Here is a 15,194-nt window from a genome sequence, read left to right on the forward strand (position 1 = left end):
TCAGCCCTCCTTCCGGCGAAATGCCATGAAGATGCGTTCCAACGGCACCCGCACCATGTTGTCGAGCGCGCCGGTGAACAGGATCACCAGTGCCTGGATCACCACGATCAGCTCGCGCGGGATATTGGTCCAGAGCGCCAGCTCGGCGCCGCCCTGATAGAGAAAGCCGAACAGGATCGCCGCGAGGAACACGCCCAGGGGATGCGAGCGGCCCATCAGCGCCACCGCGATGCCGATGAAGCCGGCGCCCTCGGTCGCGTTGAGGATCAGCCGTTCGCTTTCGCCCTGGGTGGTGTTGAGCGCCATCATCCCGGCCAGCGCGCCCGAGATCAGCATGGCGATGACGGTGATCCGCACAGGCGAGATGCCGGCGTATTTCGCGGCGCTCTCGGAATGGCCGAAGGCGCGGATCTCATAGCCGAGCCGGGTGCGCCAGAGCATCAGCCAGACCACGACGCAGGCGAGCACCGCGATGAAGAAGGTGACATTGGCCGGGGCTCCGCGGAACAACACGGTCTCGGCCGAAGAGAACATGTCGCTGAAGGTGGGCAGGTGGGTCGCCTCGGGGAATTTCGCCGTCGCCGGGTCCATCGCGCCGGTGGGGCGCAGCAGGTTGACCAGAACGTAGTTCAGGAAAGCGGCGGCGATGAAGTTGAACATGATCGTGGTGATCACGATATGGCTGCCGCGCTTGGCCTGAAGGTAGGCGGGGATGAAGGCCCAGAGCGCGCCGAAGGTGGCCGCGCCCACCGCCGAGCCGAGCAGCGCCAGGCTCCAGTGCGGCCAGGGAATATAGAGGCTCATCAGCGCCACGCCGAGCCCGCCCAGCGTCGCCTGTCCCTCGCCGCCGATGTTGAACAGGCGGGCATGGAAGGCAACGGCCACGGCGAGGCCGGTGAAGATGAAATTGGTGGCATAGTAGAGCGTGTAGCCCCAGCCGGCCGAGCGCATCAAAGCGCCTTCGACCATCAGGTTGAAGGCCGCGACCGGGTCTTCGCCGATGCCGATGATCACCAGCGCCGAGAGGATCGCGGCGAGGATCAGCGAAATCAGCGGCACGAGGACCGCATCGGCCCAGGGGGGCATTCTATCCATGGAGGCAGTCTCCGACGTTGAGTAACCAGGCGCGAAGCCGCGCGGTCGTCGACCCGCGGGGTGGTGTCCCGACGGTAGATCGGGCCACTTTATCGCGCCAAATCCGTAGGTGTTCCGGGCAATGCTCCTGAACTGCCAGATCGCCGCCTCGGGGGGCGGGTCGGCGATCGCGCGGCGGCCTGCGGTCTTGATTCCGCGCGGCGGAGGCGGCCCTACCCATGGCTCTTCGCCTCCCGCGCTTCCTTGGCTGCCAGCTGCTCTTCGACGGCCTCGATGATCGGCTTGTCCGGCATCTCGGTGATCCCGGCCATCAGCAGCCCCAGCTCCTTCTCGTCGGTTTCCGAGGCGAGGCGCTCGCCCATGATCTGGCCGTCGAACATCACCGCCACCCGGTCCGAGAGCGACAGGATCTCATCGAGCTCGACCGAGACCAGCAGCACCGCCTTGCCGGCATCGCGCAGGCTGACGATCTGCTGGTGGATGAACTCGATGGCGCCGATATCCACACCGCGGGTCGGCTGGCCGACCAGCAAGAGCTCGGGATTGCGTTCGATCTCTCGGGCGACGACGATCTTCTGCTGGTTGCCGCCAGAGAAGTTCTTGGCCGCGAGGTTGGGATCGGGCGGGCGGACGTCGAATTTCTCCATCTTGGCGGCGGTGTCGGCCTTGATTGCGGCGTTGTTCATCAGCAGGCCGGATTGATACTTCGCGTCGTGGTGATAGCCGAAGGCGACGTTCTCCCAGGCGTGGTAGTCCATGATCAGACCCTCGCGCTGCCGGTCCTCTGGCACGTGGGCGATGCCGCGCGCACGGCGCGAGCGGCCGTCGGATTTCTTGCCGGTCAGGTCGATCGCATCGCCGTTGAGCCGCACCTCGCCGGTGGCGCTGCGATAGCCTCCCAGCACTTCAAGCAGTTCCGACTGGCCATTGCCCGCCACCCCGGCAATGCCGAGGATCTCGCCGGCATGCACCTCGAGATCGATGCTCTTGAGCCGCTCGACCCCGTCGCCATCGACCACCCGCAGATCGCGTACCTGCAGGATCGGCGCGCCGGGCTCGGCCGGCTGCTTGTCGACGCGGAGCAACACCTTGCGGCCGACCATCAGCTCGGCCAGCTCTTCCGGGCTGGTCTCTGAGGTCTTGACCGTGGCGGTCATCTCGCCCCGGCGCATCACGCTGACGGTGTCGGTGATGTCCATGATCTCGCGCAGCTTGTGGGTGATCAGGATGATTGTCTTGCCCTCTTCGCGCAGCCGGTTGAGGATGCGGAACAGCTGGTCGGCCTCGGCCGGGGTCAGCACGCCGGTGGGCTCGTCGAGGATCAGGATATCGGCCTGGCGATAGAGCGCCTTGAGGATCTCGACCCGCTGCTGGTGTCCGACCGAGAGGGTCTCGACCACCGCGTCGGGGTTGATCCGGAGCTCGTATTCCGCCGCCAGATCGGTCAGCGCCTTGCGCGCCTTGGCCAGCGAGGGTTTCAGCATCTCGCCGTCCTCGGCGCCGAGGATGACGTTTTCCAGCACGGTGAAGTTCGGCACCAGCTTGAAGTGCTGGAACACCATGCCGATGCCCGCCGCGATGGCAGCCTGGCTGTCGGGGATGGTGGTCTTCTGGCCCTGGATGAAGATCTCGCCGGCGTCGGCCTTGTAGAACCCGTAGAGGATCGACATCAGCGTCGATTTGCCGGCGCCGTTCTCGCCGATGATGCCGTGGATCGTGCCCGGCATCACCCGGATCGAAATGTCCTTGTTGGCCTGCACCGGGCCGAAGGCCTTGGAAATGCCTTTGAGTTCGATGGCGGGGGCTTGGGTCATCCGGTCTGTCCTCGTGATCCTGGCCAGAGTTGCAAAGCTGGGCGGGTTTGCAAAGGGGCAATCGCCGGCGTGCCGTCAAGGCAAGCGGCTTGTGCCGCAACGAAAAGGGCCGCGCCATGACATGACGCGGCCCGCTGTCGAAACGCCCGGGATCAGAAGTTCAGATCGGGGCAGCTGTCGTCGGAGGTATAGTCGTGCACCGAGAGGTCACCGCTGGCGATCTTCGCCTTGGCGTCGTCCACGGCGGTCTTCATCTCCTCGCCGACCAGCGTCTCGTTGTGCTCGTCGAGGGCATAGTCGATGCCGCCGTTGCCGACGCCCATCACGTTGATGCCGGTCTCCAGCGCCTCGCCCTGGGTCATCGCGTCATAGACCGCATTGTCGACCCGCTTGAGCATCGAGGTCAGCACCTTGCCGGGGTGCATGTAGTTCTGGTTGCTGTCGACCCCGACCGAGAGGATGCCCTCGTCGGCGGCGGTCTGCAGCACGCCAACGCCGGTGCCGCCGGCGGCGGCATAGATCACGTCGGCGCCCTGGCTGATCTGCGCCTTGGTCAGCTCCGAGCCCTTCACCGGGTCGTTCCAGGCCGCCGGGGTGGTGCCGGTCATGTTCGACAGCACGGTGATGTCACCGTTGACCGCCTTGGCGCCCTGGGCATAGCCGCAGGCGAACTTGCGGATCAGCGGAATGTCCATGCCGCCGATGAAGCCGACGGTGCCGCTTTCCGACGCCATCGCCGCCATCATGCCGACGAGGTAGCTGCCCTCATGCTCGTTGAACACCACAGAGCGGACGTTGGGCTCGTCGACCACCATGTCGATGATGGCGAATTTTGTGTCGGGATAATCCGGCGCCACTTCCGACAGCACGTTGCCGAAGGCGAACCCGGTCATCACGATCGGGTTGTTGCCGTTCTCGGCAAAGCGGCGCAGCGCCTGTTCGCGCTGGGCCTCGGACTGCAGCTCGATCTCGCGGAAGCTTTCGCCGGTTTCCTCGGCCCAGCGCTGCGCGCCGGCAAAGGCGGCCTCGTTGAAGCTCTTGTCGAACTTGCCACCGAGGTCGAAGATCAGCGCGGGTTCGGCCAGCGCCGCCCCGGCCGACAGCGCCATGGCGGCGGTGGTCGCAAGAATTTTCTGCATGAATGTCATCTGGTTGCTCCCGTTGGTATGCCTCGGGGCAGGGCCCCGGGCAAAGGTCTGGTGCCCGGGTTGCCCCGGATCATCGCCAATTAAGGCCGGGTTGGCGGCACAGGGTCAACCGATTCTTCTGCAGTTCCGCAACGGAAACGGAGGGTTAGCCCAGCGCCCTGCGCAGGATCAGCGCATCGGCGGGAGGCCCGTCCGGACGCGGGTAATAGCGCCTGCGTCGTCCGGCTTGGGCAAAGCCCGCAGCGGCATAGAGCGCGCGGGCGGCGGCATTGTCCTCGGCCACCTCGAGAAACAGGGTCTCGGCGCCGCGCGCGACCAGCTTGGCGAGGAGTTCCGCAAGGAGCGACCGAGCCGTTCCCTTGCGGCGCCGGCCGGGATCGGTGGCGATGGTCAGCAGCTCGGCCTCGTCCAGCGTCACCCGCGCGAGCGCAAATCCCCCGGGGCGGGTGGCGAGCAGGCAGGCGGGATCGGCGAGAAAGCCCTCGAACTCGGCCGCCGACCAGCCGCGCGCCGGGGCAAAGGCGGCCCCGTGCAGCGCGGCCAGCGCCTCAGGCGTCATCGAGGATCACCGGCGGCAGGTCGCGCGCCGGCGCGGCATCGGCCGGGCGGATGTAGAGCGGCGCCGCGGCGCGGGTCTCTGTCGCAAAGCGCCCGGCGGCGATCCGCGCCGTGGCCTCTGCGACGGGCACCGGCTGGGCCAGGGCCTCACCCGCGATCAGGCCGGCGCCGGGGCCGGTGACGGGGGTGTCGGGGCGAAACTCCGCCAGTGCCACCAGCTGCGGCGACCCCTCGGGAAAGCGCTGCACATAGGCCCGCTCGCGTCGCGCATCGATCATCGCGGTGACCGGCTCCGGCAGCCCGTAAACCGCCGCCTCCAGCGCCGTGACCCCGACCGCCGGAATGCCCAGCGACAGCGCCAGCCCGCGGGCGGCGGCGACGGAGATGCGGATGCCGGTGAAATTGCCGGGCCCGGTGCCGACGCCGAGCGCGCTCAGGTCACGCCAGCTGGCACCGCCCTCGGTCAGGACCGCCTCGAGCAGCGGAAACAGCCGTTCGGCCTGACCGCGGCCCATTTCCTCGACGCGGCTGACGAGGAGCCGGTCACCACAGAGCAAAGCGGCCGCGCAATGCGCGGCCGATGTATCAAATCCCAGAACCAGCGGCTCGGACATCACGATACCCCGCGCCACCGCTCAGACGGCGACGGGGCGCACCTCGGTGACCTCGGGGATGTAATGGCGCAGCAGGTTCTCGATGCCCATCTTCAGGGTCAGCGTCGAGGAGGGGCAGCCGGCGCAGGCGCCCTGCATGTGCAGGTAGACCACGCCGCGCTCGAAGCCGTGAAAGGTGATGTCGCCGCCATCCTGGGCCACCGCCGGGCGCACCCGGCTGTCGAGCAGCTCCTTGATCTGGGTGACGATCTCGCCATCCTCGCCGGAATGCTCGGCGTGGCCCGAGGGGCCGGCCGCATCGCCCGCCATCACCGGCGCGCCGGACTGGAAATGCTCCATGATCGCGCCCAGCAGGGACGGTTTCAGGTGATCCCAGTCCTTGCCCTCCGCCTTGGTGACGGTGACGAAATCATGCCCGAAGAACACGCCCTCGACGCCCTCGATGGCAAACAGCCGCTCGGCCAGCGGCGAGGCCGAGGCACCCTCGGCCGAAGGAAAATCCGCGGTGCCCATCTCGAGCACGGTCTGGCCGGGCAGGAACTTCAGCGTGGCGGGGTTGGGGGTGGATTCGGTCTGGATGAACATGAGACAGGGTCCTTATCGCTTGGGTCAGATATGTCCATCCGCCCGGGTCTTGTCAATGTTTGGAACGGTTCTAAATCGCCGGCGCCGGCCTGCGCCGCACCGACCGGGCGGGGCTCTGCCCCGCACCCCGGAGTTTACGGGCAAGATTAAGGCGCGCGGCTCCGTCTTCATCTTGCCGGGTAAACTCCCGCCGGAGGCTCCCGCAGGGTCGGCCGGGCGAGACGTTCAGGTGATCGCCTCGAGCCGCTCCTTCGAGAGATCGCCCGGCACGATGGTGATCGGGATCGGCAGCAGGCCGGAGTTGCGGGTCAGCTGGGTGACCAGCGGGCCGGGGCCCTGCTTTTCGGTACCGGCGCCCAGCACCAGCACGCCGATCTCGGCGTCTTCGTTGACCTGGGCAATGATCTCGTCCACCGGCTCGCCCTCGCGGATCACCAGCTTGGGGTCGACGTTCTGACGGTCGCGCATCCATTTGGCGAAGACCTCGAAATGCGCATGGATGCGCTCGCGCGCCTCTTCGCGCATCACTTCGCCGACGCCGATCCAGTGGTTGAACTCGTCCGGCGGGATCACCGAGAGAATCTCGACCCCCCCTCCGGTATGGCTGGCCCGCATCGCGGCGAACCGCATCGCGTTCAGGCATTCTCGGCTGTCATCCAGCACGACGAGGAATTTGCGCATCTGTCCACTCCTTGCGGCGGATCATGCCCGCCTTCGTCCTTACGGACAATTGTTATTGCTGCGAGGCCGCCCAGTCCCAGTAGAGCGCCCGCGCCCGGCGGGTGACGGGGCCGATCTGGTAGGCGGTGTCGTCGAACCCGGTCACCGGGGTGACCTTCATCATGTTGCCCGACAGGAAGACCTCGTCGGCAGCATGGAAATCGTCAAAGCTCAGCACCGTCTCCACCACCTCGACACCATCGGCCCGCAGGTTGGCGATATGCCGCGCCCGGGTGATCCCGGCGAGAAAAGTGCCATTGGCGACCGGGGTGAAGACCACCCCGTCGCGCACCATGAAGACATTGGCGGTGGCAGTTTCCGCCACATTGCCCAGCGCGTCGGCCACCAGCGCATTGCCGAAGCCCTTGGCGCGGGCCTCGGCCAGCATGCGGGCGTTGTTGGGATAGAGGCAGCCGGCCTTGGCATTGACCACCGCATCGGCCAGCACCGGGCGGTGAAACTGGGTCCGGGTCAGCGTGGTGCTGGCCTCCTCGGGCGCCATCGGGATGGCCTCGAGCGAGATTGCGAAGCCGGTGGCACCAAGTTTCGGCACCACGCCGAGGAAATCGCCCTCGAGCGCCCAGTACATCGGCCGGATATAGACCGCGGTGCCGGGGGCATAGGCGGCGAGGCCCTGCCTCATGATCGCCACCATCTCGTCGGTCGCGACCGTTGGGGTGATCATCAGCGCCTCGGCCGATCGGTTGACCCTGGCGCAGTGCAGGTCGAGATCCGGGGTCAGCCCGTTCACCATCCGTGCGCCGTCAAAGACGGTGGAGCCGAGCCAGCTGCCATGATCGGCGGCCTTCATCACGGCGAGGTCGCCGTCATGCCAGTGGCCGTCGAAATAGGTGCGGATGTCGGTGCCGGTCGCCATTGGGGTCCTCCTTCGCGCGGACACTAGGCGGGCCGGGCGGCAAGGTCCAGAGTGTGCCTTGCCGTCCGCGCTGACGAGCGCAGAGGGAGGCAGCGCCGGCCGGGGCGGGGCGGATCCGGCGGAGATCACCGGTTTCGGATCACATCAACGTCATTGGCAATCTCAGCCGGGCGGGGCTTAGGCGTTGGAGCCCTAAGGTCAAGCACGGTTCACGCAAAGCTGTGATGATCCGGGCGGGACCACGCGCCGTAACTCTTTTCAGTTGCACATCGCAACACACACTCAATGGGAGTTACACTATGATCCGCAGAACCTTCATGATGCTGTCCACCGCCGCCGTCCTCGCCACGCCGGCGTTTGCAGGTGGTCATTCCATGGATATCGTGGACACCGCAGTCGAGGCCGGAAGCTTTACCACGCTGGTGGCCGCCGTCGAGGCCGCGGGCCTTGTCGAGACCCTGAAGGGCGAAGGCCCGTTCACCGTCTTTGCCCCCACCGACGCAGCCTTTGCGGCCCTGCCAGAGGGCGTTGTCGAAGACCTTCTGAAGCCCGAGAACAAGGAGAAACTGGTCACCGTGCTCACCTATCACGTAGTGCCCGGCAAAGTCATGTCCGGCGATCTGAGCAACGAGATGATGGCCACCACCGTTCAGGGCAGCGACGTGACGATCATGACCGAAGGCGGCGTGATGGTCGATGAAGCCAACGTGGTGCAGGCCGATATCGAAGCCTCGAACGGCGTGATCCACGTGATCGATGCGGTGATCATGCCGGAATGATCCGACTGTCCGGCCGACGCCTGTCGGCCATGGCGAAAGAAAAAACGCGCCGGGGTGTCCCCGGCGCGTCTTGCGTTGCTACGTGGCCGACTGCGCCGCCCGTTACTTAGTGGACGACTGCGCCGCCCGTCGACTTAGTGGACGACTGCGTCGTCCGTGGACTTAGTGGACGACTGCGTCGTCGGGCCTCGGCCGGTTGGTCGCGGCCACCCGGTCGCCGATGATCAGCCCGTCGGCGCCGGCGCTCACCGGCACCAGATCGCCATCGGCGACGTCGCCGGCCAGCAGCATCTCGGCCAGCGGGTCCTGCAGCGCACGCTGGATCACCCGTTTCAACGGCCGGGCGCCGAACACCGGGTCATAGCCCTCGTCGGCCAGCCATTTGCGCGCCGCATCGTCCAGCTCCAGCGCGATCTTGCGCGTCGCCAGCCGCTTGAGCAGCCGGGCGAGCTGAATGTCGACGATGCCGGACATGTCCTCGCGCTTGAGCCGGTCGAAGATGATCGTCTCGTCGAGCCGGTTGAGGAACTCGGGCCGGAAATGCGCCCGCACCGCATCCATCACGTCGCGTTTGGCCTGCGCGCCATCGGCCCCGTCGGGCAGCTGCGACAGCGCCTGCGAGCCGAGGTTCGAGGTCAGCACGATCAGCGTCTGCTTGAAATCCACCGTGCGGCCCTGGCCATCGGTCAGCACACCGTCGTCGAGCACCTGCAGGAGCACGTTGAACACATCCGGATGCGCCTTTTCGACCTCGTCGAAGAGCACCACCTGATAGGGCCGGCGCCGCACCGCTTCGGTCAGCACGCCGCCCTCGTCATAGCCGACATAGCCCGGAGGCGCGCCGATCAGACGGGCGACGGAATGCTTTTCCATGAACTCCGACATGTCGATCCGCACCATGGCATTGTCGTCATCGAACAGGAAGTTCGCCACCGCCTTGGTCAGCTCGGTCTTGCCGACGCCGGTCGGCCCGAGAAACAGGAAGGAGCCGAGCGGCCGGTTCTCATCGTTCAGCCCGGCACGCGCCCGGCGCACCGCATTGGCCACCGCGCGAACGGCCTGGTTCTGGCCGACGACGCGGTTGTGCAACTCGTCCTCCATCCGCAGCAGCTTCTCGCGCTCGCCCTCGAGCATCCGCCCGGCGGGGATGCCGGTCCAGCGCTCGACCACCGAGGCGATCTGGTCGGGGCGCACGGCCTCTTCGACCATGACACCGTCCTGCTCCTGCTCCTCGGCCTCCACGAGCTGCTTCTGCAGCTGCGGGATGACGCCGTAAGAGAGCTCACCGGCCTTGGCGAGGTCACCATTGCGCTTGGCAATGTCGAGCTCGGCGCGGGCGCGGTCGAGCTGTTCCTTGAGGTCGCGGGCCGAGGCCAGCTTGTCACGCTCGGCCTGCCATTTGGCGGTCAGCTGCGCCGACTGGTCCTGCAGGTCGCCCAGCTCCTTTTCCAGCTTTTCCAGCCGGTCGCGGGAGGCCTGATCGTCCTCGCGGCGCAGGGCTTCGACCTCGATCTGCTTTTGCAGGATGTCGCGGTCGAGGGCGTCGAGTTCCTCGGGCTTGCTGTCCACCGCCATGCGCAGGCGCGAGGCGGCCTCGTCCATCAGGTCGATCGCCTTGTCGGGCAGGAAGCGGTCGGTGATGTAGCGATGCGACAGTTGTGCCGCCGCCACCAGCGCAGAGTCGGAAATCCGCACGCCGTGGTGCAGCTCGTATTTCTCCTTGATGCCGCGCAGGATCGAGATCGTGTCCTCCTCGGTCGGCTCGGAGACCAGAAGCGGCTGGAACCGCCGCGCCAGCGCCGCGTCCTTTTCGACGTGCTTGCGGTATTCATCCAGCGTGGTGGCCCCGACGCAATGCAGCTCGCCGCGCGCCAGTGCCGGTTTCAGCAGGTTCGAGGCATCCATCGCGCCATCGGCCTTGCCGGCGCCCACGAGGGTGTGCATCTCGTCGATGAAGAGGATGATCTCGCCGGCGGCGGCGGTCACTTCCGACAGCACCGCCTTCAGGCGTTCCTCGAACTCGCCGCGATATTTCGCGCCAGCAATCAGCGCGCCCATGTCGAGCGACAGCAGGCGCTTGTCGCGCAGGCTTTCGGGGACGTCGCCGTTGACGATGCGCAGGGCGAGACCCTCGGCGATGGCAGTTTTACCCACGCCGGGTTCGCCGATCAGCACCGGGTTGTTCTTGGTGCGGCGCGACAGCACCTGCATGGCGCGGCGGATTTCCTCGTCGCGGCCGATGATCGGGTCGATCTTGCCTTCGCGGGCGCGTTCGGTGAGGTCGAGGCTGTATTTCTTCAGCGCCTCATAGCCGTCCTCGGCACTTGCCGTATCGGCAGTGCGGCCCTTGCGGACATCATTGATCGCGCTGTTGAGCGTCTGCGCGCTGACCGCGCCGGCCTCGAGCGCCTTCTTGGCCTCTGAGCGCACCAGCGCCAGCGCCATCAGGATGCGTTCGACCGGGACAAAGCTGTCGCCGGCCTTCTTGGCAACCTTCTCGGCCTCGTCGAGCACCTTGCCGGTGCCGCTGTCCATATAGATCTGCCCGGCATCGCCGCTGACCTGCGGGATCTTCGACAGGGCGAGGTCATTGGCCTGCACCACCCGGTCCGGCGCGCCGCCGGCGCGTTTGATCAGGTTGGCCGACAGGCCTTCCTCGTCATCGAGCAGGGCTTTGAGGATGTGTTCTGGGGCGAGCCGCTGGTGGCTTTCCCGCATTGCGATGGTCTGCGCGGCCTGAATGAACCCGCGCGACCGCTCCGTGAACTTAGACAAGTCCATGGCTGTCTCCTTCATGTTAAGCGCCCGGTACTGTGGATGCCCGACTTTGCGGCACATCCCCTTGTGGGCCTTCGAAACTCAAAATGGGCATAGGCAGGGGGTTTTCAAGAGGTTTTTCGCGGCCGGGTTCGCTGTATCGGCGCCCGCGCCCCGGACCCCGCTCCGGGGCCTCATGGCGGGGCCAACAAAGGTCCCGGCGCAGGGGGCGGGACGTGGCGTCATTCGGGCTCTGGAACAAACTGGGTGCCAAAGACGTTCGATAAGCAGGGGTTACGCCCCGCGAGCAGTAAAAAGGGAGGCAGTGAGATGCCGTTCAAGACCCGTATCACAGACGCCCGCCACAATGCCGAGACCGGCTGTTTCGAAGCCCATGTCACCCTGATGGAGGGCACCGACAGCTTCACCTATTCGGTCGAGGTTCCGGCGCCGATCGATCAGGACACCAATGAGGTGCAGGCCGCTCTGGTGACCCAGGCCCGCCGGATCCACCGCCCCGGTGACTGTACCCTGACCAAGCGCCGCGTCGCCATGGCGTTGCCCGACCGACAAGAAGATATCGCCAAACGCATCCTGTTCAGCCGGCCGAACTTTCTCGAACAGATGCTCACCCGCCACTGAGACCGGCGCGAGGGGGACCGGCGCGAGGCTTGACCTCACCCACCGCCTCGGCCAACAAAGCGCGACCCTACCAGATGGAGCCGCGCCATGACCCTTTCCTCCGCCGATGACCGCCTGATCGTCGCCCTCGACGTGCCCAACGCCGTCGCCGGGCTCGAACTGGCCGAAAAGCTCGGCGACAGCGTCTCCTTCTACAAGATCGGCCTCGGGATGCTGACAGGTGGGGGGCTGGCGCTGGCCAACGAGCTCAAGGCCGAGCAGGGCAAGCGTATCTTCCTCGACATGAAGCTGTTTGACATCAGCGCCACCGTCGAGGCGGCGGTGCGCGGGCTGGCGCAGTTCGATCTCGACTTTCTGACCGTGCATGGCGATCCGCACGTTGTGCGCGCCGCCAAGGAGGGCGCCGCCGGCAAGGACCTCAAGATCCTCGCCGTCACCATCCTCACCTCGCTCGATCGCGATGATCTGGATGCCGGCATGATCACCCCCGGCGACATTCATGACATCGTCGCCACCCGTGCCGCCCGTGCCTTCGAGGCCGGTGCCGACGGCGTCATTGCCTCGGCGCAGGAGGCGGCGATGATCCGCGCGCTGCCGGAGGCGCAAGGAAGGCTCATCGTCACGCCCGGCATCCGCCCCGCCGGTGCCGACGCCGGCGATCAGAAGCGTATCGTCACCCCCGCCAGCGCAATCTCCAACGGCGTCGACCACATCGTCGTCGGCCGCCCGGTCTGGCAGGCGACGGACCCGCGTGCCGCGGCGCAGGCGATCGTGGCCGAACTCAACGGCTGACCGTCGCACGCCGAACGTTACAATCGGGCCACGCAGAGTTGAGCAGCTGTGGCTTTGTGCACACCCCCGGGGCGGCTAGGTATAGTCTGACCGGGGGACCGCGACCGTCCCCCGCGCGCCAACCAAGGGGAACGACATGGCCTATCGCTGGAAGAACACGCTGACCGAAACCGACGTCACACCGGAATCGGTCTATCTCAACCGGCGACAGCTGATCGGCAGCGCCGCCGGTCTTGGCCTCGCCTCCATCGCCGGCCCGGCGCTGGCGCAGGACGACGCGCTCGAGCCCAACGCGTGGGACGACATCACCACCTACAACAACTTCTATGAGTTCGGCACCGGCAAGGACGACCCGTCGCGCAATGCCCATGCGCTGACCACCGACCCCTGGAGCGTCAAGATCGACGGCATGGTCGACCGGCCCGGCGACTACGCCTTCGAGGACATCATGGCGAAGATGACCATCGAGGAGCGACTCTACCGGTTCCGCTGTGTCGAGGCCTGGTCGATGGTGGTGCCCTGGAACGGCTTTGAGCTGGCCGACCTGCTGGACCTCGCCGGCGTCCGGTCCGATGCGAAATACGTCGCCTTCGAGACGCTCTATCGCCCCGAAGAGATGTTCGGCCAGAAATACCCGGTGCTGGAGTGGCCCTATGTCGAGGGGTTGCGGCTTGATGAGGCGATGCATCCGCTGACCATCATGGCCACCGGCATCTATGGCCGCGACATCCCCAACCAGAACGGCGCGCCGCTGCGGCTGGTGGTGCCGTGGAAATACGGCTTCAAATCAATCAAGTCGGTGGTCCGCATCACCCTGACCGACCAGGAGCCGCCGACCAGCTGGAACATTGCCAATGGCCGCGAATACGGATTCTACAGCAACGTGAACCCCAAGGTCGATCATCCGCGCTGGTCACAGGCCAGCGAGCGGCGCATCGGCGGCGGGCTGTTTGCGCGCAAGATGCCGACGCTGATGTTCAACGGCTACGAGGAAGAGGTTGCCGCCCTTTATGAGGGCATGGACCTGCAGAAGTACATCTGAGCCATGGCCACTGTTCTGATCTCGACGCTGACTTGCCCGCGCTGCGGCCATGCGGCGCGTGAGGAAATGCCGACGGATGCCTGCCAGTTCTTCTACCGCTGCGCCGGATGCGACACGGTCCTGAGGCCCGCGCCCGGCGATTGCTGCGTCTTCTGCTCCTACGGTACGGTGGCCTGCCCGCCGGTCCAGATCGGTGACGGGTGCTGCGGATGAGCCTGACAGACCGCCTCAACACCGCGCAGCGCCGGGTGCCGCCCTGGCTGCTCTATCTGCTGCTGCCGCTGCCGGCGGCGTGGTATCTCTATCTTGGCCTCACCGGCGGGCTCGGGGCAGAACCGATCAAAGCCCTGGAACATGCGCTTGGGGAGTTTGCCCTTCAGCTGCTGATCGCCGGGCTGGCGGTGACACCGCTGCGCCGCTTTGCCGGCATTACCCTGATCCGCTTTCGCCGTGCCATCGGGCTGATGGCCTTCTTCTACGTGGCGCTGCATCTGCTCACCTGGCTGCTGCTCGACGTGCAGCTTCTGTCGCAAATCTGGGCCGATATCGTCAAACGCCCCTATATCACCGTCGGCATGGCGGGGTTCGCCCTGTTGCTGCCCTTGGCGCTGACCTCGAACAACTGGTCGGTGCGCCGGCTGGGCCCGCGCTGGCGCAGGCTGCACAAGCTGACTTATCTGGCGGTGCTGCTCGGCGCCGTGCACTATTTGATGCTGGCCAAGGGGCTGCAGCTGGAACCTTTGCTCTATCTCGGCGTTGTGCTGGCACTGCTCGCCCTGCGCATCGAGCCTCGCAAGTTGCGCCGTTTCCGTCGCCGCCCGACCTGACCGGCGGCGCCACCATATGGAGAGACCCATGCTGCGTTCCCTGATCCTCGCCCTGCCGCTGCTCGCCGCCACCGGTGCCAGCGCCGAGACCGTCAAGGTCGCCACCGGCAAGAGCGTCGGCGAGGCCGCCAACGCGCTGGTTGCCGCGATCGAGTCTGCCGGAGCCACGCTCTTTGCCAGGGTCGATCACGGGGCAGGAGCCAGGAAGGTCGGCCAAGACATCGGCGCCTCGGAACTGGTGATCTTCGGCAATCCCGAGATTGGCACCCCTGCGATGATCGAAGCGCCAGAGGCCGGTCTCGGCCTGCCGCTGAAGGTTCTCGTCTACGAGGACAGGGAGGGCGGCACCTGGCTGGCCTATGAAGCCCCGGCGGAGCGGCTCGCCGATCTGGCAGACGGGGCGCTGCCGTCCTCGGTCACCGATCCGATGGCCGGCGCGTTGCAGAAGCTGACCGCCAAGGCGGCGGAATAGAACGCGACCACGCACCCGATCTGACGACCCTGACTCGCCACGGCTCCCTCTCGGGGGCCGTTCGCGACTCGGGAGGGGGCCCGAGTCGGTGAAATTCGAAGCCGTATCGGGCGATCTTCCGGGTAAACCTGTGGGTAACCCTGTGGACAGCAGGGAAGCGCCCGGACGAGGCGGTTCATCCGCTCTTCAAGGTCAGGCGATCCACCCCCACCACAGGTCGAACTGCAAGAAAATGCTGCGCCTTAAGTCACTGAAAAGAGGATATTTTATAGAAAGATTCAAGAAACTGTCGTTTTCTTGTGAAAAACCGCTTGCGGGTTCTGCGGGTAATCCTTAGATAGCCCCTCACCGGCGGCGCTGAGGCGCACAACGGGACGCCAGACGGGGCGGCGGCGAGGTCGAGAGGCTGAGTTGACGCAGACGAGGTGGAGAAAATCAGAGGGAATGACGGGCGGGCGCGCCAAGAAGTTAG

General features: G+C 66.2%; 17 protein-coding genes. 7 read left to right on the forward strand and 10 right to left on the reverse strand.

Features of this window, described 5'->3' with window-relative positions; translation table 11 throughout:
• The 8 genes from VOI27_RS18275 to VOI27_RS18310 form a co-directional block, all read right to left on the reverse strand.
• Positions 1 to 1,095, reverse strand: a complete 1,095-nt coding sequence (locus tag VOI27_RS18275; protein WP_323767182.1) for an ABC transporter permease — start codon at positions 1,093 to 1,095, stop codon at positions 1 to 3.
• 212 nt (positions 1,096 to 1,307) lie between these two features.
• Positions 1,308 to 2,909 carry an ABC transporter ATP-binding protein gene (locus VOI27_RS18280; protein ID WP_323767184.1) on the reverse strand — a complete coding sequence of 534 codons (1,602 nt, stop codon included), beginning with the start codon at positions 2,907 to 2,909 and terminating at the stop codon, positions 1,308 to 1,310.
• 152 nt (positions 2,910 to 3,061) lie between these two features.
• Complete coding sequence (locus VOI27_RS18285; RefSeq protein ID WP_323767186.1) at positions 3,062 to 4,057, reverse strand: BMP family ABC transporter substrate-binding protein; 996 nt, start codon at positions 4,055 to 4,057, stop codon at positions 3,062 to 3,064.
• Positions 4,058 to 4,202: 145 nt separating this feature from the next.
• Positions 4,203 to 4,616, reverse strand: coding sequence for a GNAT family N-acetyltransferase (locus tag VOI27_RS18290; RefSeq protein ID WP_323767188.1), 414 nt, complete (start codon positions 4,614 to 4,616; stop codon positions 4,203 to 4,205).
• The gene (gene tsaB, locus VOI27_RS18295) at positions 4,606 to 5,232 is read right to left on the reverse strand and encodes a tRNA (adenosine(37)-N6)-threonylcarbamoyltransferase complex dimerization subunit type 1 TsaB (RefSeq protein ID WP_323767216.1); all 627 of its coding nucleotides are present in this window, start codon (positions 5,230 to 5,232) and stop codon (positions 4,606 to 4,608) included. Before tsaB ends, VOI27_RS18290 begins: the two co-directional genes overlap by 11 nt.
• An 18-nt stretch (positions 5,233 to 5,250) precedes the next feature.
• On the reverse strand, positions 5,251 to 5,814 hold the full coding sequence (locus VOI27_RS18300) for a NifU family protein (protein WP_323767190.1): 564 nt from the start codon (positions 5,812 to 5,814) through the stop codon (positions 5,251 to 5,253).
• A 225-nt stretch (positions 5,815 to 6,039) separates the two neighbouring features.
• On the reverse strand, positions 6,040 to 6,495 hold the full coding sequence (locus VOI27_RS18305; protein WP_323767192.1) for a universal stress protein: 456 nt from the start codon (positions 6,493 to 6,495) through the stop codon (positions 6,040 to 6,042).
• Between the two features lie 52 nt (positions 6,496 to 6,547).
• A complete protein-coding gene (locus VOI27_RS18310) occupies positions 6,548 to 7,411 on the reverse strand; it encodes a branched-chain amino acid aminotransferase (RefSeq protein WP_323767194.1) in 864 nt (287 codons plus the stop codon).
• 299 nt (positions 7,412 to 7,710) lie between these two features.
• On the opposite strand from VOI27_RS18310, the gene VOI27_RS18315 reads away from it, so the two are divergent.
• On the forward strand, positions 7,711 to 8,190 hold the full coding sequence (locus VOI27_RS18315; RefSeq protein ID WP_323767196.1) for a fasciclin domain-containing protein: 480 nt from the start codon (positions 7,711 to 7,713) through the stop codon (positions 8,188 to 8,190).
• 162 nt (positions 8,191 to 8,352) lie between these two features.
• Here the strand turns inward: VOI27_RS18315 and clpB are convergent, their stop codons facing one another.
• A complete protein-coding gene (gene clpB, locus VOI27_RS18320; protein WP_323767198.1) occupies positions 8,353 to 10,971 on the reverse strand; it encodes an ATP-dependent chaperone ClpB in 2,619 nt (872 codons plus the stop codon).
• Between the two features lie 306 nt (positions 10,972 to 11,277).
• Between clpB and VOI27_RS18325 the strand changes: the two genes are divergently transcribed.
• From VOI27_RS18325 to VOI27_RS18350, 6 genes are all read left to right on the forward strand, one after another.
• A complete protein-coding gene (locus VOI27_RS18325) occupies positions 11,278 to 11,589 on the forward strand; it encodes a hypothetical protein (RefSeq protein ID WP_323767200.1) in 312 nt (103 codons plus the stop codon).
• A gap of 87 nt (positions 11,590 to 11,676) precedes the next feature.
• Positions 11,677 to 12,381: an orotidine-5'-phosphate decarboxylase gene (pyrF, locus tag VOI27_RS18330; protein WP_323767202.1), complete on the forward strand. Its 705-nt coding sequence runs from the start codon at positions 11,677 to 11,679 to the stop codon at positions 12,379 to 12,381.
• 136 nt (positions 12,382 to 12,517) lie between these two features.
• Positions 12,518 to 13,423, forward strand: a complete 906-nt coding sequence (gene msrP / locus VOI27_RS18335; RefSeq protein ID WP_323767204.1) for a protein-methionine-sulfoxide reductase catalytic subunit MsrP — start codon at positions 12,518 to 12,520, stop codon at positions 13,421 to 13,423.
• A gap of 3 nt (positions 13,424 to 13,426) precedes the next feature.
• Positions 13,427 to 13,636, forward strand: a complete 210-nt coding sequence (locus VOI27_RS18340; RefSeq protein ID WP_323767206.1) for a GDCCVxC domain-containing (seleno)protein — start codon at positions 13,427 to 13,429, stop codon at positions 13,634 to 13,636.
• Positions 13,633 to 14,250, forward strand: a complete 618-nt coding sequence (gene msrQ, locus VOI27_RS18345) for a protein-methionine-sulfoxide reductase heme-binding subunit MsrQ (RefSeq protein ID WP_323767208.1) — start codon at positions 13,633 to 13,635, stop codon at positions 14,248 to 14,250. Before VOI27_RS18340 ends, msrQ begins: the two co-directional genes overlap by 4 nt.
• A gap of 28 nt (positions 14,251 to 14,278) precedes the next feature.
• Positions 14,279 to 14,722 (forward strand): DUF302 domain-containing protein, encoded by a 444-nt coding sequence (locus VOI27_RS18350; RefSeq protein ID WP_323767210.1) that lies wholly within the window; start codon positions 14,279 to 14,281, stop codon positions 14,720 to 14,722.
• A 278-nt stretch (positions 14,723 to 15,000) separates the two neighbouring features.
• Here the strand turns inward: VOI27_RS18350 and VOI27_RS18355 are convergent.
• Positions 15,001 to 15,194 (reverse strand): hypothetical protein (locus tag VOI27_RS18355; protein ID WP_323767212.1); only part of this gene is annotated, 194 nt, incomplete at its 5' end.

Origin of the sequence: Marinovum sp. (assembly GCF_034669705.1) — a bacterium.
GTDB lineage: Bacteria > Pseudomonadota > Alphaproteobacteria > Rhodobacterales > Rhodobacteraceae > Marinovum.

Coding starts and splice junctions, on each gene's coding strand:
- msrP (WP_323767204.1), top strand. CDS start 12,518: ATGGCCTATCGCTGGAAGAACACGCTGACCGAAACCGACGTCACACCG.
- pyrF (WP_323767202.1), top strand. CDS start 11,677: ATGACCCTTTCCTCCGCCGATGACCGCCTGATCGTCGCCCTCGACGTG.
- VOI27_RS18300 (WP_323767190.1), bottom strand. CDS start 5,814: ATGTTCATCCAGACCGAATCCACCCCCAACCCCGCCACGCTGAAGTTC.
- VOI27_RS18315 (WP_323767196.1), top strand. CDS start 7,711: ATGATCCGCAGAACCTTCATGATGCTGTCCACCGCCGCCGTCCTCGCC.
- VOI27_RS18350 (WP_323767210.1), top strand. CDS start 14,279: ATGCTGCGTTCCCTGATCCTCGCCCTGCCGCTGCTCGCCGCCACCGGT.
- VOI27_RS18305 (WP_323767192.1), bottom strand. CDS start 6,495: ATGCGCAAATTCCTCGTCGTGCTGGATGACAGCCGAGAATGCCTGAAC.
- clpB (WP_323767198.1), bottom strand. CDS start 10,971: ATGGACTTGTCTAAGTTCACGGAGCGGTCGCGCGGGTTCATTCAGGCC.
- VOI27_RS18340 (WP_323767206.1), top strand. CDS start 13,427: ATGGCCACTGTTCTGATCTCGACGCTGACTTGCCCGCGCTGCGGCCAT.
- VOI27_RS18285 (WP_323767186.1), bottom strand. CDS start 4,057: ATGACATTCATGCAGAAAATTCTTGCGACCACCGCCGCCATGGCGCTG.
- VOI27_RS18310 (WP_323767194.1), bottom strand. CDS start 7,411: ATGGCGACCGGCACCGACATCCGCACCTATTTCGACGGCCACTGGCAT.
- VOI27_RS18280 (WP_323767184.1), bottom strand. CDS start 2,909: ATGACCCAAGCCCCCGCCATCGAACTCAAAGGCATTTCCAAGGCCTTC.
- VOI27_RS18290 (WP_323767188.1), bottom strand. CDS start 4,616: ATGACGCCTGAGGCGCTGGCCGCGCTGCACGGGGCCGCCTTTGCCCCG.
- VOI27_RS18275 (WP_323767182.1), bottom strand. CDS start 1,095: ATGGATAGAATGCCCCCCTGGGCCGATGCGGTCCTCGTGCCGCTGATT.
- VOI27_RS18325 (WP_323767200.1), top strand. CDS start 11,278: ATGCCGTTCAAGACCCGTATCACAGACGCCCGCCACAATGCCGAGACC.
- msrQ (WP_323767208.1), top strand. CDS start 13,633: ATGAGCCTGACAGACCGCCTCAACACCGCGCAGCGCCGGGTGCCGCCC.